The sequence below is a fragment of the Acetoanaerobium noterae genome (assembly GCF_900168025.1).
In the GTDB taxonomy this organism is placed as follows: Bacteria; Bacillota; Clostridia; order Peptostreptococcales; family Filifactoraceae; genus Acetoanaerobium; species Acetoanaerobium noterae.
Genome location: NZ_FUYN01000002.1, coordinates 166,554 through 181,123 on the forward strand (window position 1 = coordinate 166,554; position 14,570 = coordinate 181,123).

The following is a 14,570-nucleotide window of genomic DNA, read 5'->3' on the forward strand; positions in this document are numbered from 1 at the left end:
AATTACAGTCAGGAAGCGACAAGAAAATTACATAAGGGCTTACTAAGCAGCAAGCTCAAGCTCTTCAAATATTTCGGACAATGTTTCTATGAGCAAATCTATTTCACTAGTTCCTATTATAAGAGGTGGAATAAATCTGAGCACATTTGTGGCAGTGCAGTTTATAAGGAAACCTTTGTACAAAGCTTTTTGAACTACAGCTGCTCCAGGTATGCTAAGCTCAAGTCCAAGCATAAGACCGTGGCCACGCACAGCTTTTACTACTGAATATTTTTGAGACAGATATTGAAGCTTTAATTTAAAATATTCGCCGATTTTTTCAGCATTTTCAGCAAGCTCATCACCTAGGATTGTCTCAAGTGTGGCAACACCTGCGGCGCAAGCTAAAGGATTTCCGCCAAAGGTACTGCCATGGTCTCCACTTTGAAAAGCATCTGCCACTTCTACTTTAGCTATTACAGCTCCTATAGCACATCCACCCGCAAGACCTTTTGCCACTGTCATGATGTCTGGGGTGATATCGTGATGCTGGTAGCCAAATAATTTCCCTGTTCTGCCCATGCCTGTTTGAATTTCATCAGCTATGAGAAGAACATCATTTTGCTTGCAAAGTTCAGATACATTCTTGATAAAGTCGCTATCTACTGGAGTTATTCCGCCTTCACCTTGGATGGGCTCAAAAATAACAGCGCAGGTATTTTTTGTTAGGACCTGCTTAAATGAATCTATATCATTGAACTTTGCAAACTTAAAGCCTTCTGGATGAGGACCAAAGCCTTCCTTGTATTTGGGATTGTCTGTTAGGTTAAGCGTCGCTAAGGTTCTGCCATGAAATGAGCCTGTCATAGCTATGACTTCATTTTTTTGGATACCATATTTTCTGTAGGCATATTTTCTAGCTAGCTTTACAGCCCCTTCGTTTGCTTCTGCACCAGAGTTACAGAAAAAAGCTTTGCCATCGAAGGAGTTTTCTACGAGCAGTTTTGCTAGCTTGACTTGAGTATCTATCCAGAAATAATTGGATATGTGAATCAGCTTCTGACTTTGGGCAGCTATTGCGTCATTTAGTTTTTTGTTGTTATAGCCGAGGATGTTTACAGCTACTCCTCCAAGAAAATCTATATATTCTCTTTGATTGTAGTCATATACTCTGCAGCCTTCCCCATGGCTAAAGCTTATTGGAAATCTGCCGTAGTTTGACATTAGATATTTTTGACCTTCATATATTATATTTTGCATGAATACAGCTCCTTTTATATTTTTTATGCAGTTATCATTGTGCCGATACCAGTGTCTGTGAATACCTCCAGCAAAATGGAGTGAAATTGTCTGCCGTCGATTATATGGCATTTTTCTACGCCGTTACTTACAGCATTGAGACAGCAGAACATTTTAGGAATCATTCCACCTTTGATTATTCCTTTTTTTATGTAGGAATAGGCTTCGTTGATATTAAGTGCAGATATTACAGTGTTTGGATCTTGATGGTTTTCAAGCACACCGGCTACGTCTGTTATAAGAATTAGTTTTTTAGCATTTAGGCTTATAGCTATTTTCCCTGCGACTTCATCAGCATTTATATTGTAGCTTTCTCCGGTTTCACCTATTCCTATAGGTGAAATTACTGGCACATAGCCTTTTTCTATCACAGATAGGATAAGCTCTGGATTGATGCTAGTGATTTCGCCGACTAATCCCAGCTCCTCGCTTTTTTGCTTGGCTTTTATTATATTTCCGTCTTTTCCGCTAAGCCCAAGAGCTTTGATGTCGTGATTGCTAAATAGAGAGACTATCTCAGGTGCTATTTTACCTGTTAGTACCATTTCAGTGATTTTCATAGTCTCTTCATCTGTAACTCTAAGACCATTTATAAATTCTGGTTTTTTCTTGTAAAGAGTCATTAGTTCATTTATTTCAGGCCCTCCTCCATGCACTATCACAGGGTTTATTCCTATGTACTTAAGAAGAGCAATATCTCTAATTACGCATTCCTTGAGCTGATTGTTAATCATAGCGTTGCCACCGTATTTTATTACTACTATCTGTTTATGAAAGGTTTTGATATAGGATAGACTCTCAAGCAGTACATGAGCTTTCTGCTGAGGAGTAAGCTGATTTACCATGAATTTTTCCTCCTAACTTATATGGCTAGAGTTTATTTTTACATAATCATGTGATAGGTCACAGCCCCAAGCGATAGAGTTTTGACTGCCTGTTTTGAAGTCTACAAGGATAGTTATATTTCTCTCTTTGAGAAGTTTTTTTGCTGATTCCTTGCAAAATATAGTACTTTGACCATTTTCTACTATTTTTATGGTTTCTTTATTATCTCCTACAAGGCTGATTTCTAATTTATCCACATCAAACTGAGCTCCTGAGTAGCCTATACTGCAGAGAATTCTGCCCCAATTGCTCTCTTCGCCAAATAGTGAAGTTTTGACAAGATTAGAGGTCAAAATAGATTTTGCAGCGAGCTTGGCTGAAGCCAGAGTGTTGCTGTTAACAACTTGCACCTCTATAAATTTTGTAGCTCCTTCTCCATCAGCAACTATTGATTTTGCTAGGTATTCATTTACAAAGGCAAAGGCATTTGCAAAGCTTTGTACTTCTGGATGATTTGCATTTAGCTCATTATTACAAGCCTTGCCATTAGCCATAACAGCCACCATATCATTTGTGCTTGTATCACCGTCTATGGATATCATATTGTAGGTTTTTTCAGTAGTGTCATTAAGAAGATATTTGAGATAAGCCTTATCTATATTAGCATCTGTAGTTATTATGCTGAGCATAGTTGCCATTTGAGGATGTATCATTCTAGAGCCTTTTGCCATGCCACCTATAGTTACGACTTTATTGTCTATAGTTACTTGCACAGCTATGGTTTTGAGGTGTGCATCTGTAGTTATTATGCCTTTGGCAGCTTCCTTGCTTCCGTTTGCTGATAGAGCCTCTGCGGCTTTAGTTATTCCTGATTTTATTTTATCCATCTCAAGAGGTAGGCCAATCAGTCCAGTTGAAGATACAATTACATTTTGAGGAGCAATATTTAGAGCACTTGCTGTCACCGTAGCCATTTCGTAGGCATCACTTAGCCCTTTTTGACCGGTACAGGCATTTGCATTGCCACTATTTATTACTATTGCTTGGATATTTTGGTCTTGGATATGAGATTTTGATAAAGTTACAGGAGCGGCGCAGGCTTTATTGGTAGTAAACATTGCCCAGCTATATGCAGGAACCTCGCTATATACTAGGCTAAGGTCGTTTTTTCCACTTTTTTTGACTCCACTGTGAATTCCGCTGGAAAGAAAGCCTTTTGGAGAGCTTACTCCTCCATCTATTACTATATATTTATTCATAGGTATCTCCTCCTTTTCTATGGCCACATAGGAAGCTGATTGATACCTGTATGCTCACCTAAGCCAAACATAAGGTTCATATTTTGGACAGCTTGTCCAGATGCGCCTTTGATTAAATTATCTATTGCACTTACGATTATTATTTTTCCAGTTCTTTTATCTATATCAAATCCTATATCGCAGTAGTTTGAACCAGATACAGCTTTTGTCTGAGGAAGCTTACCGCCTGAAAGCAGTCTTACAAAATATTCATCTGAGTAGTAGGTGCTGTATAGGTCATAAACCTCACTGCAGGAAAGATTTTTATTCATATCTGCATATATAGTGCTTAGGATACCTCTATTCATAGGAATCAAATGAGGGGTGAACTGCAAAGCAAGAGAGGTATCGGCATATAAGCTTAGCTGCTCTTCTATTTCTGGTATGTGTCTATGCTTGCAGAGGCTATAGGCTCTTATGTTTTCATTGCACTGTGAAAAAAGGTTGGCATCTGAAAGATTTCTGCCTGCGCCTGAGATGCCGGATTTTGAATCTGCTATTATGCCTTGGGCTTTTATTACACTTTCCTTAAGAAGGGGATAAAGAGCCAGCAGAATGCTTGTAGGATAGCACCCAGGGTTTGCAACTAGATTTGCAGCTTTAATTTTTTCTCTATTTATCTCACATAGACCGTACACAGCAAGCTTTACTTCTTCTTTTGCCAAATGCTCAACCTGATACCAATGTTCATATGAAGCTATATCAGATATTCGAAAGTCAGCGGATAAATCAATCACTTTAACTTTATTTTTTAGTCCCTGCTTTACTGCTATTTGGGACAGCCCATGAGGCAGAGCGCAAAATAAAAGATCTAGGTTTTTGAAATGAGAATCATCCATAAGGTCTATAGATGAGCAGTTTTTATCTAGCTTTGACTCAAGATGTGGATAGATGTCTGTGTAGGATTTATTTTCATAGCTTCTAGAATCCAGAAATACAATTTCTGCATAAGGGTGAGAGCTAAGTAGCCTTACGAGTTCACTTCCTGCATATCCAGTTGAGCCTAATATTCCGATTTTTATCATAAGTTCACACCTTTCTTCCGGATTTTGGGTAAAAAAAATCAAGGAGCAATAGTATCACCTACCATTCCAAGATTTTATGAAGTCCTATATGATGTTTTGAAATTGTAATTAAAGCATATCTGGTTTAGTGCCTTGCTTTAGTATAGAAGAAGGCTCTATATAGCTGTACACATCTTCCTTTATATGAGGGCTAAAAGCTTTTAATTCTTCAAGTGAAAGCTGGTCTATTTCCATAGCTTTTGCTTCGCAGTGCTTTACTACCTGCCCCACTATGCTATGAGCATCTCTAAATGCTATTCCTTGCTTTACTAAGTAGTCTGCAAGCTCTGTAGCATTTAAAAAACCTCCCTTTGTAGATTTTTCCATATTTTCAGATTTTACTGTTAGAGTACTTACTACTCCTTCTATGATGGTTATGCAGTCTATAACTGTGTCTAGGCTTTCAAAGTAATACTGCTTATCCTCTTGCATGTCCTTGTTGTAGGTTAGAGGAAGAGCTTTCATAGTAGTTAGGATTCCCATGAGATTGCCATAAAGTCTGCCGGTTTTGCCTCTTACTAGCTCTAGCGAATCTGGGTTTTTCTTTTGAGGCATTATACTACTTCCAGTACTGTAGGCATCAGATAAAGCTATAAAGTCAAACTCTTTGGTTGAAAAAATTATAAATTCCTCTGATAGTCTGCTAAGATGCATCATGATGATGCTAAATGCAGAAATCATCTCTATTATATAATCTCTGTCGCTTACTGAGTCCATAGTGTTTTTTTGTACAGCTTCAAATTCGAGCATAGCTGCTGTGAACTCTCTGTCTATAGGGTAGGTAGTTCCTGCTAGGGCGCAGCTTCCAAGAGGACAAGTATCCATTATGGATAGGGCGTTTTCTATACGCTTCATATCTCTAGTTAGCATTTCGTAATAAGCCATAAGATGATACTTAAAGGTAACTATCTGAGCTCTTTGCAAATGAGTGTAGCCTGGCATAGGAAAGCTAGATTCATTTGATTTTTTTTCTATAGATGATATGAGCTTTTTTAAGCTTTTTATTACTTCCTGACCAGAAAGCTTTACATATAGCTTCATATCAAGGGCAACTTGATCGTTTCTGCTTCTTGCAGTATGCATTTTCTTTCCTACTGCTCCAGCTTTTTGAGTTACTTGATATTCTAAAAAGCTGTGAATATCTTCAAACTCACCTTCAAGTAAAAGACTACCATCTAGAATTTCTGAGTGTATTTGTTCAAGTGCCTTTATTATTTTTTCAGCCTCATCACTACTTAATATGTGACACTTGCTGAGCATGGACACATGGGCTATAGAGCCCTTTATGTCCTGCTCCCAAAGTCTTTGGTCTATATTAAACGAGCTGTTGAACTTATCCATAAAACTGTCTTCTTCTGTTTTAAATCTGCCGCCCCAAAGTTTCATACTTCCTCCTATTTTTAGCTTATCCTACTGCTTTTATATTGTTTTTAAGAGCTTCTTGTTGCTGAACTTTTTTCTTCATCATGCTTTGTATCTTAGTAGGCAGTGAATATAGATTTATAAAGCCTTCTGCATCCTTGTGGTCATAAAGAGGGCTCTCTCCAAATGATGAAATAGCTTCATCGTAAAGTGCGAAAGGACTGTCTATTGATGCTGGCATTATATTGCCTTTGTAAAGCTTGATTTTTACTGTGCCACTTACCATCTCTTGAGTCTTTTCAAAGAAAGCATCTAGCGATTCACGAAGTGGACTAAACCATAAGCCATCGTAGATTAGCTTTGCATATTCAAGAGCTAGGATGCTTTTAGTATGAGTTGTATTTCTGTCTAGAGTAAGGCTTTCAAGCAAGCAGTGAGCCTGAACTAAAATACTTCCACCAGGAGTTTCATATACACCTCTTGATTTCATTCCTACTAGACGATTTTCTATCATATCTAGTACCCCAATACCGTGATTTGAACCTATTTGGTTAAGCTGAGCTAGCATTTCGTGTGGCTCAAGTGATACTCCGTTTAGCATTACAGCCTCGCCTTTATCAAAGGTAAGCTCTACATATTCTGCTTCATCTGAAGCCTTTTCTAGAGTTTTTGTCATCATATAAAGGATATCTGCTTTGTGTTCGTTTTTAGTATCTTCCAAATCTCCGCCTTCATGGCTGATATGAAGAAGATTTTGATCTCTTGAGTAAATTTTTTCTTTAGTACAAGCGATTTCTATTCCTTTTTCATTTGCATAATCTATTGCATCTTCACGGGATTTGATGTCCCAGATTCTCCATGGAGCAATTACTTTTATATCTGGGTCAAAAGCTGCTATTCCTACTTCGAAACGAACCTGGTCATTTCCTTTTCCAGTACATCCGTGGCAGATATAAGGAGCGCCTTCTATATGAGCTATTTCTACTAGCTTCTTAGCTATTAAAGGTCTAGCTAGAGCTGTTCCTAGAAGATATTTACCTTCATAAAGAGCATTTGCTTTAATCGATTTATATACATAGTCTTTTACAAATTCATCCACTACATCAGCTATATATACCTTTGATGCTCCTGATTTTATAGCTTTTTCCTGAACCTTTTGCATATCTTCATCTTGTCCTACGTTTATGCAAGCAGCTATTATATCTGCATTGTAGTTTTCTTTTAGCCATGGAATGATTATAGAAGTGTCAAGTCCACCAGAGTAAGCAAGTACTATTTTATCTTTTTTAGTTATATTATTTGTTTTCATTATATTTTCCTCCATTATTTTAGAAATTAAAAAAATCCGCCTCTTCGTATTACAAAGAGACGGATTTATATCCGCGGTACCACTCTAATTAATTGTATTTGTGCACTAATACAATTCACTCGATATCGTTAACGGCGACAGCCGTGCCTTCATACTTTGATTTCAAAAGGCATCCTCAGGGTCCCTTGTTCGGTTAAGGTGAGACTGTCGGCCTTCCACTCTGTGCCGACTCGCTGGAGTCATCTCTTAGCTTACTTTTCCCATCACTGGATATGCATATACTTGTTTTTTTCTGATTATAGGGATTTAATTTTTACTTGTCAACATCAAAAAATATATTTTTATGTTTTAAAAAATTATTTTTATATATAAATAATCGGGGAATAACCATGAAATTATTATGAAAAACATTTTCCTAAAGCTTAAAAATTTTTTAAAATATTTTTACAAAAGTTAAAGTTTTTGTTTACAATTGAGCAAATTTTGTTTAATATAATTTAAATTATATATATTTTTAGTAAGTAGATGATTTATTATATGAGGTATTAAATTTTGGTAGATTAATAAATATATAGAATGAATAGAGTATATATTAAAAGGGGAGAGTAATATGAGCAAGCTATCAGATATGGAAAACATAGGACCAACACTAGAGCAACGATTAATAAATGCAGGGATAACTACTCCTATGGAGTTGAGAAAGCTAGGTTCAAAATCTGCATATGTGATATTAAAAGAGCATGATATAGATGCCTGCATTAACACCCTGTATGCATTAGAAGGAGCTATACAAGGGATAAGATGGCATGATCTGGCAGACGATATCAAAGCTGATTTAAAGAGATTTGCAGACTCAGAAAAAAAGTAAAGCTGGGATTAAATGAAAAAACAAGAAGAATTACTACAAAAAAATATTAGGCAGTTTTATGTATATATGCTAAGATGTAAAGATAACAGCTTGTACACTGGATACACGGTGGATATCGATATGAGGTTTAAACTTCACTGTGAAGGAACAGCATCAAAGTACACTAGAGCAAGGCTTCCAGTTAGCTTGGTTTATGTGGAAAGGCACGATACAAAAAGCAGTGCAATGAAAAGAGAGTGCAGTATAAAAAAACTCTCAAAGCTTCAAAAAGAAGCATTAATTAAAAACTCAATAGTATGATTCTTATCGAGAGAGACGGAGGGATATGGCCCTGTGAAGTCTCAGCAACCTTCAGCCCAGACTGAAAAGGTGCTAAATCCAACTGCGTAGCAGGAAGATAAGAGAAAACTTATAACTTAGGCTTTCTCTTTGAGAAAGCTTTTTTGTTTTTAAAAAGCAAAAAATATTTTATTGAACTATGAGATATCCATATTCTTAATAATGGGCTAGATTTTATTGTGAATATGACAATGGTTCCCCATTAGAAATCTAGAATGCTTTAATGGATAGTTTATTATTTAGTTAAAGAAGGAGAGAGCAATGATAAAAATATTCGATGGTGGATTTGGAAGTCAGCTTATTAGCAAAAGTATATGTTTTGAATGCCCTGAGGAGCTAAACCTAACTCAAGCCGAAGTAATCAAGCAAATACATAAAGAATATGCAGATAATGGAGCAGATATAATTACAACCAATACCTTTGGAGCAAATCCTCTTAAGCTAAAAAGCTATGACCTTGAGGATAAAGTAATTGAGATTAACGTTGCAGGAATAAATTTAGCTAAAACTACAGGCAAAGAGACAGCTTTTTCTGTAGGACCTACAGGTGAATTTGTAAAGCCTGTAGGGGATGTGAGCTTTGAAGAAATGTACGAGATATTTTACAGACAGCTTGAAGCTATAACGATATCTCAGCCTGATTATATAATCTTTGAAACCTTTAGTGATATAGCAGAGCTAAGAGCAGGAATAATAGCCTTAAAGGATATTTTTAAGAAGCACACTATAAAAATTCCTATACTCGCCTCTATGACCTATGACAGCATCTATACCTTGACTGGAGTATCACCAGCTGCCCAAGGAGTTATTTTAGATGCTCTAGGAGTGGATGCCATAGGAATAAACTGCTCAAAAGGACCAAAGGATATACTTGAGCTACTTGCAGAGATAGAAAAGTATACCAGTGTAAAGCTTATTGCTCAGCCAAATGCAGGGATGCCTGAGATTGTAGGAGAAGATGTAGTTTATAGCATGTCAGCTAGTGAATTTGCAAATCAAATGAAGCCATATTTTGAGCTTAATATGGGATATATAGGCTCTTGCTGTGGGTCTACTCCTGAGTTTACTAAAGAGCTAAGAAGGTTAGCGGATAGCATAGAAGTAAAAAATAATAAGGAGAATAAAACTAATTCTCATGGATATCTTGCTTCAAAGGGCAAGGTAGTTTCTTCAGAAGCATTTATTTTAATTGGAGAAGCCATTAATCCTCATGCAAGAAAATCTGTAAAGCAGTATATGGAAGAGTTTGATATAAAAGGACTTACAAGCGTTATATCAGAGCAGTGCTTAAAAGGTGCAGATGTAATTGATATCAATGTCAATGCAGAGGGAGCAGATAAAAAAGCATTAGCAAGGGAGCTAGTTATAAGTGGACAGTTAAATTCTGATTTTGTACTTTGCATAGATTCAAAGGAGCCTGAAATAATAGAAGAGGCCCTTAAAAATTATGCAGGAAAGGCTCTTATAAACTCAGTTGCTTTGGACGAAAAGGAATTAAGAGAAATCCTTCTTCTTGCAAAAAAATATGGTGCTAGTGTGATAGGACTATGCATAGAAAATGAAATCCTGCCAACTACCATAGCTGAAACTGTAGAAATAGCAGAAAAGCTTCAGAGCAGACTCCTAAGTGAAGGAATAAAGGCTGAGGATATCTATATAGACCCACTGCTTTTTACAAATAAAACCTACAGCATATCGCCACTTGATACAGTAGAGATTGTAAGGCAGTTATCAAATAAAGGAATAAAGACCTCTCTTGGGCTTAGCAATGTTTCTTATGGCATGAAAAATAGAGATAGATTAAATCAAACCTTGCTTTCTATGCTAATAGGAAGTGGACTTTCCATGGTAATTGCAAGTGCTAGTTCAAAAGGTATAGTGGAAACCATAGAGTCAGCCCAGATACTTATGGGAAAAGAAAAACTATCAAATAAAACCTATATAGAGCTAGAGGATATAAATAAATTGACAATAGAAGGAGAGCTGATCTATCAGCTTATTAATAAAGAAGAGCCAACTGCATTTGATAGCTTGCTAGCAGAAAAAACAGAGCAAGAAGTCATAAATACAATGCTAATAGCACTTGACAAGGCAGGTAGGCTTTACGATGAAAAGATAATATTTTTGCCAGATATGATGCAGGTAGTTGAAAAAGTTCAGGGATTATTTGACAGGCTTGAAAACAAAGCAAAATCTAGTCATACCTTAGTTTTTGGAACGGTATATGGGGATATTCACGATATAGGTAAAAATATAGTAAAATCAGTGCTAAAGCCTTTTGGCTACAATATTATAGACCTTGGAAAAAGCGTTACAAAAGAAGCTTTTGCGATAAAAGCAAAGGAAGTAAATGCTGATATTATAGGCATCAGTGCTCTTATGACTACTACCATGGTAAATCTAGAGCCAACTATAGAGTATATTAAATCAGAGCTTCCGAATGTAAAAATAATAGTAGGTGGAGCAGTTGTAACTGAAGATTATGCAAGAAAGGTAGGAGCTGATGGATATTCTAAAGACGCTATAAAAGCTATAGGTCTAGTAAAATCTTTGACGGAAGTGGATGAAAAATAATGCGTATAAATCTTAACCTAGATGCAAAAGAGCTACTAAAATATATAGATAGACCCTATGATGTAGCAGAGGTATCTGAGCTTACATCGGAAATCAAACCTAGTCTAGGTTACAAGGTTTTGCCTGTATCTATTATAGATGGCAAGATAGAGCTTGGTGGACATGATATAAAGTCACATTATCTTGCGAAAGGTCTTGAAAATTCTACTGAGGCAATATTTTTGTGGGCTACTCTAGGAAAAGAGCTAGACGATAAAATTCATGACTTGCTAAGCGAAGATAAAATATACAAGGCGACACTCCTCGATGAATTAGCTTCATTTGCAGTGGATTTTTTGATAGAAAAGCTTTACTTGAGATTAAAACAGGACTATATCAAAAAGAGAAAATTTCTAACTCTTAGATATAGTCCTGGGTATGGAGATATTGCTCTAGATGAATCTGAAAGGATTATAAAGCTAGATTATGCCTGCCCTATAAGCTACAACGGGTCCATGCTTGTACCTCAAAAGAGCATAACTGCAATAGTTGGAATCTCATCTACTCCTGAGCTTAGGAATTATCCAAAAGGCATAGGACTGTGCAGAGGAGAAAATTGCTATGCTTGTAAGACCTGGGCATGCATGAAAAACTGAAAAATTTAAATTTTAAATTTTGTGATTTGGCCATCTAGCTCTTCAGCCTTTGTAAACAATTCCTCAGCTAGAGAGCTCATTTCTTGCATAGAAGCCGTTTGCTCCTCAGTAGATGCTGATACCTGCTCGGCAGAGGCAGCGTAGTCTGATATTATAGCATTTATTTCTGTTAGGTTTTTTATGATATTTTCTTTGCTGTTAGTAAGAAGTTGCAAGCTGTTTCCGAGATTGCTCATATTATCTATGTTCATTTTAAAAGTGGACTGGACATTTTTTACTGATGAAGCCACTTGATGTACTACTTCTTTACCTTTACTGCTTTCTTGTTGACCTTGAGCTATAGAATCTCTAGATTTTCCTATAGTCTGCTGAGTAGTTTTAATAAGCTGGGATATATCGTTAGCAGATTCTATGGATTTTTGAGCTAGCTTTCTAATTTCATCGGCAACAACGGCAAAGCCTCTTCCTGCTTCTCCAGCTCTAGCTGATTCTATAGCGGCATTTAGAGCAAGAAGGTTAGTTTGATTAGCAATGTCGTTTATAACCTCAACTATATTTCCGATTTGGTTTGATATCAGGTCCATATCCTTAATTGTATGAAGGGATTTTTCAGTGCTGTCTGAAATTATATCCATTTGCATTTCCATGCTTTGCATACTTGTAAGAACCTCATCTAAATCCTTGTTCATAATCTTTGAGCTGCTAGAAAGCTTTTGCATTTCTCCATCAACTTGATCAACTTGCTGTCCTATGTCATTTGCATTTTCCATGATTTCTTCCATGAAATCAACTTGCTTTTCTGAGCCTTCAGTTAGAACACCTATAGCAGAGGCTATGTGCTCAGATGTCTGAGTCAGTTGTTCAGAGGATACATTTATCTGCGAAGAAGAATCCTTTACTGTGTTTGATATATCTACTATGCTTCTTACCATGGATTTTAGATTTTCTTTCATGGTATTAAAGCCTAGACTCATTTCGCCGAGCTCATCAGTTCCAAAGGCAGGAGTTTCATTGGTTAAATCTCCGTTAGCAAGCTCATTGCACGATAGGGATAAGCTTTGTATAGGACTAATTATTTTTTTAGAAATAGTTAGTAAAATTATAAAAGAAACAGCAAGTATAGCAGCTGTAACTACTAAAAAAGCCATCATCAAGGTTCTTACGCTGTTATGTACATTATCAAGAGAAAGACCTATGTGAAAAAATGAGCCTGCCTGAGCATTAAGAGGAATAGATATATTTAGTACCTCTTTTTTTATTGCTGGATAATAATAATTAGCAGAGCCACCTTTTTTTGTCTCCATCAATCCTAGTATGGTTTTGTCTGTGTATTTTTGGTCGCGCATTTCTTCGTTGCTGTGATAGGTTATAGTGCCATCGCTTCTAGAAAAACTAGCATATATTAGGTATTCTGATTCGCTAATCTCTCTCAGGTATTTATTAATTTCCTTGTCGTTTACAAATTTCATACGCCTGTAGTTTTCAAGAGCATTATTTGCAAAGAGCTCTCCATCTTGGACCATCTGCTGATTTAGATACATCTGAGCTACATAAGTAGATACCCCAGCCAGAAGAATGTTTGATATTATTAAGATAGCTAGAGGAATAACGAGGATTTTTGTTCTGATTTTCAAATTCATGAGATTAAGCATTGATTCACATCCTTATTAGAAAATTTATACAAAATGTAAATTTAATATGATAGGTATTAATAACTATTATATTAGTTAAAGAATTTTAACACAAGCTAAAAAGAGAATATTAACAAAATTAAATAATTTAAAATAATTCTGATAAATTATGAGATTTGATAGTTATAATAAAAAAAGGGTAGTAATATTTATGTAGTTATAAGATATAATAAGGATACATAAACATAAATATGATACTTAAGTTCTATGGATAAATATACTATTGTTGCCGATAAATTAGGAAAAGTATGTGACGGGAGTGGGAAATATATGAAGGTATCTATTAAAGAATTAGAAAAAGGCATGATTATTGACAGCGATATTTTTAGTAAAAAAGGAGCATTATTGTTATATAAGGGCTTCAAAATAGAGAATCCTGATCTTGTTGCAATCGTTTTACACAGAAATGGAATAGATGAAATTTTAGTGAAAAATGAGGTGCCTTCTGAAGTTGTAAAGGTAGTAGAATCAGAGGATGTAAAGCAAAGGATTGCTCATGAAGTAAGACTATTTAAAGAAGAATTTGCTCAGATTATGAATGAAGTAAAAGAAGATGTAAAACGTTTTGAAGAAACAAATGACATATCTGAGATTAAGGATTTAGATAAAGGATTAGAGCTAGCTCATGAGTATGAAAACTCAATTTTTACTCTATTCCAGATGATAGAAAAAATTAAGCTAGAAAACCAAGATGATTATGCTCAGATAGTAGAAACTTCACTTCTTGCATATTCTATTGGAAAGTGGCTGTATCTTAGCGAAAAAGAACTTAAGGAAATTTCTGAGACTGCACTTCTTAGTCAGATAATGGAGTATGCTCATTTTGATTTTAACCAAGACCCTGCAAGTGTAAAGGGAGCAAATTCAGTATCAGCAGATATATTAAAGGCAGCATTTCAGATTCAAGAGAGAATGGACGGCTCAGGCTATCCAAAAGGACTCACTAGAACTCAGATTCATCCATATGCAAAGGTGATAGCTGTTGCAGATGTATTCCAAAACCTTACAACTGGAGGAGAGCTTGCAGAAAAGCTTTCAGTTTTTGAGGCTGTAAGAATAATGGAAAGAGAATATATTACAAAGCTAGATGTAAAGTCATTATATGTATTTTTACACAGAGTTGGAAGCAAGTTTATAGGAAGCTCTGTGAGATTAAGCGACGGAACTGTAGGAGAGATAGTTTTTGTGCCAGAAAATGAGGTTTCTATGCCTTATATCAAGCTAGAGGATGGACATGTAGTCAACCTTCAAAGCCCTGAGTATAAGGATAAACATATAGTAGAAATTTTTTAGTATTTTTTAAAACTTAATAGGGGGCGCATTTATA

12 protein-coding genes, 1 riboswitch and 1 other annotated feature are annotated in these 14,570 nt (G+C 36.0%); of the genes, 5 read left to right on the forward strand and 7 right to left on the reverse strand.

Going from position 1 to position 14,570, the window contains the following annotated elements:
• Positions 1-42 precede the first annotated feature (42 nt).
• The 6 genes from B5X47_RS04455 to B5X47_RS04480 all read right to left on the reverse strand — a co-directional run bounded on the left by B5X47_RS04455 (position 43) and on the right by B5X47_RS04480 (position 7,136).
• A complete protein-coding gene (locus B5X47_RS04455; protein WP_079589009.1) occupies positions 43-1,239 on the reverse strand; it encodes an aspartate aminotransferase family protein in 1,197 nt (398 codons plus the stop codon).
• Positions 1,240-1,262: 23 nt separating this feature from the next.
• Positions 1,263-2,123 (reverse strand): acetylglutamate kinase, encoded by an 861-nt coding sequence (gene argB, locus B5X47_RS04460; protein ID WP_079589010.1) that lies wholly within the window; start codon positions 2,121-2,123, stop codon positions 1,263-1,265.
• A 12-nt stretch (positions 2,124-2,135) separates the two neighbouring features.
• Positions 2,136-3,362, reverse strand: coding sequence for a bifunctional glutamate N-acetyltransferase/amino-acid acetyltransferase ArgJ (gene argJ / locus B5X47_RS04465; protein WP_079589011.1), 1,227 nt, complete (start codon positions 3,360-3,362; stop codon positions 2,136-2,138).
• A 17-nt stretch (positions 3,363-3,379) separates the two neighbouring features.
• On the reverse strand, positions 3,380-4,426 hold the full coding sequence (gene argC / locus B5X47_RS04470) for an N-acetyl-gamma-glutamyl-phosphate reductase (RefSeq protein ID WP_079589012.1): 1,047 nt from the start codon (positions 4,424-4,426) through the stop codon (positions 3,380-3,382).
• Positions 4,427-4,534: 108 nt separating this feature from the next.
• Positions 4,535-5,851, reverse strand: coding sequence for an argininosuccinate lyase (gene argH, locus B5X47_RS04475; RefSeq protein WP_079589013.1), 1,317 nt, complete (start codon positions 5,849-5,851; stop codon positions 4,535-4,537).
• A 19-nt stretch (positions 5,852-5,870) separates the two neighbouring features.
• Positions 5,871-7,136 (reverse strand): argininosuccinate synthase, encoded by a 1,266-nt coding sequence (locus B5X47_RS04480; RefSeq protein ID WP_079589014.1) that lies wholly within the window; start codon positions 7,134-7,136, stop codon positions 5,871-5,873.
• Between the two features lie 52 nt (positions 7,137-7,188).
• Positions 7,189-7,412: a binding site (T-box leader), on the reverse strand.
• Between the two features lie 334 nt (positions 7,413-7,746).
• Here B5X47_RS04480 and B5X47_RS04485 point away from each other — a divergent pair.
• The 4 genes from B5X47_RS04485 (at position 7,747) to B5X47_RS04500 (ending at position 11,552) form a co-directional block, all read left to right on the forward strand.
• Complete coding sequence (locus B5X47_RS04485) at positions 7,747-8,004, forward strand: TfoX/Sxy family protein (protein WP_079589015.1); 258 nt, start codon at positions 7,747-7,749, stop codon at positions 8,002-8,004.
• 12 nt (positions 8,005-8,016) lie between these two features.
• Entirely contained in the window at positions 8,017-8,304 is a 288-nt protein-coding gene (locus B5X47_RS04490; RefSeq protein ID WP_013360366.1) for a GIY-YIG nuclease family protein, read from the forward strand.
• A riboswitch (SAM riboswitch) is annotated at positions 8,305-8,408 on the forward strand.
• A 196-nt stretch (positions 8,409-8,604) separates the two neighbouring features.
• Positions 8,605-10,917, forward strand: a complete 2,313-nt coding sequence (locus tag B5X47_RS04495; RefSeq protein WP_079589016.1) for a homocysteine S-methyltransferase family protein — start codon at positions 8,605-8,607, stop codon at positions 10,915-10,917.
• Positions 10,917-11,552, forward strand: a complete 636-nt coding sequence (locus B5X47_RS04500; protein ID WP_079589017.1) for a hypothetical protein — start codon at positions 10,917-10,919, stop codon at positions 11,550-11,552. Before B5X47_RS04495 ends, B5X47_RS04500 begins: the two co-directional genes overlap by 1 nt.
• Before the next feature lie 5 nt (positions 11,553-11,557).
• Here the strand turns inward: B5X47_RS04500 and B5X47_RS04505 are convergent, their stop codons facing one another.
• On the reverse strand, positions 11,558-13,204 hold the full coding sequence (locus B5X47_RS04505; protein WP_079589018.1) for a methyl-accepting chemotaxis protein: 1,647 nt from the start codon (positions 13,202-13,204) through the stop codon (positions 11,558-11,560).
• 246 nt (positions 13,205-13,450) lie between these two features.
• Between B5X47_RS04505 and B5X47_RS04510 the strand changes: the two genes are divergently transcribed.
• Complete coding sequence (locus B5X47_RS04510; RefSeq protein ID WP_242951003.1) at positions 13,451-14,536, forward strand: HD-GYP domain-containing protein; 1,086 nt, start codon at positions 13,451-13,453, stop codon at positions 14,534-14,536.
• Positions 14,537-14,570: the final 34 nt, after the last annotated feature.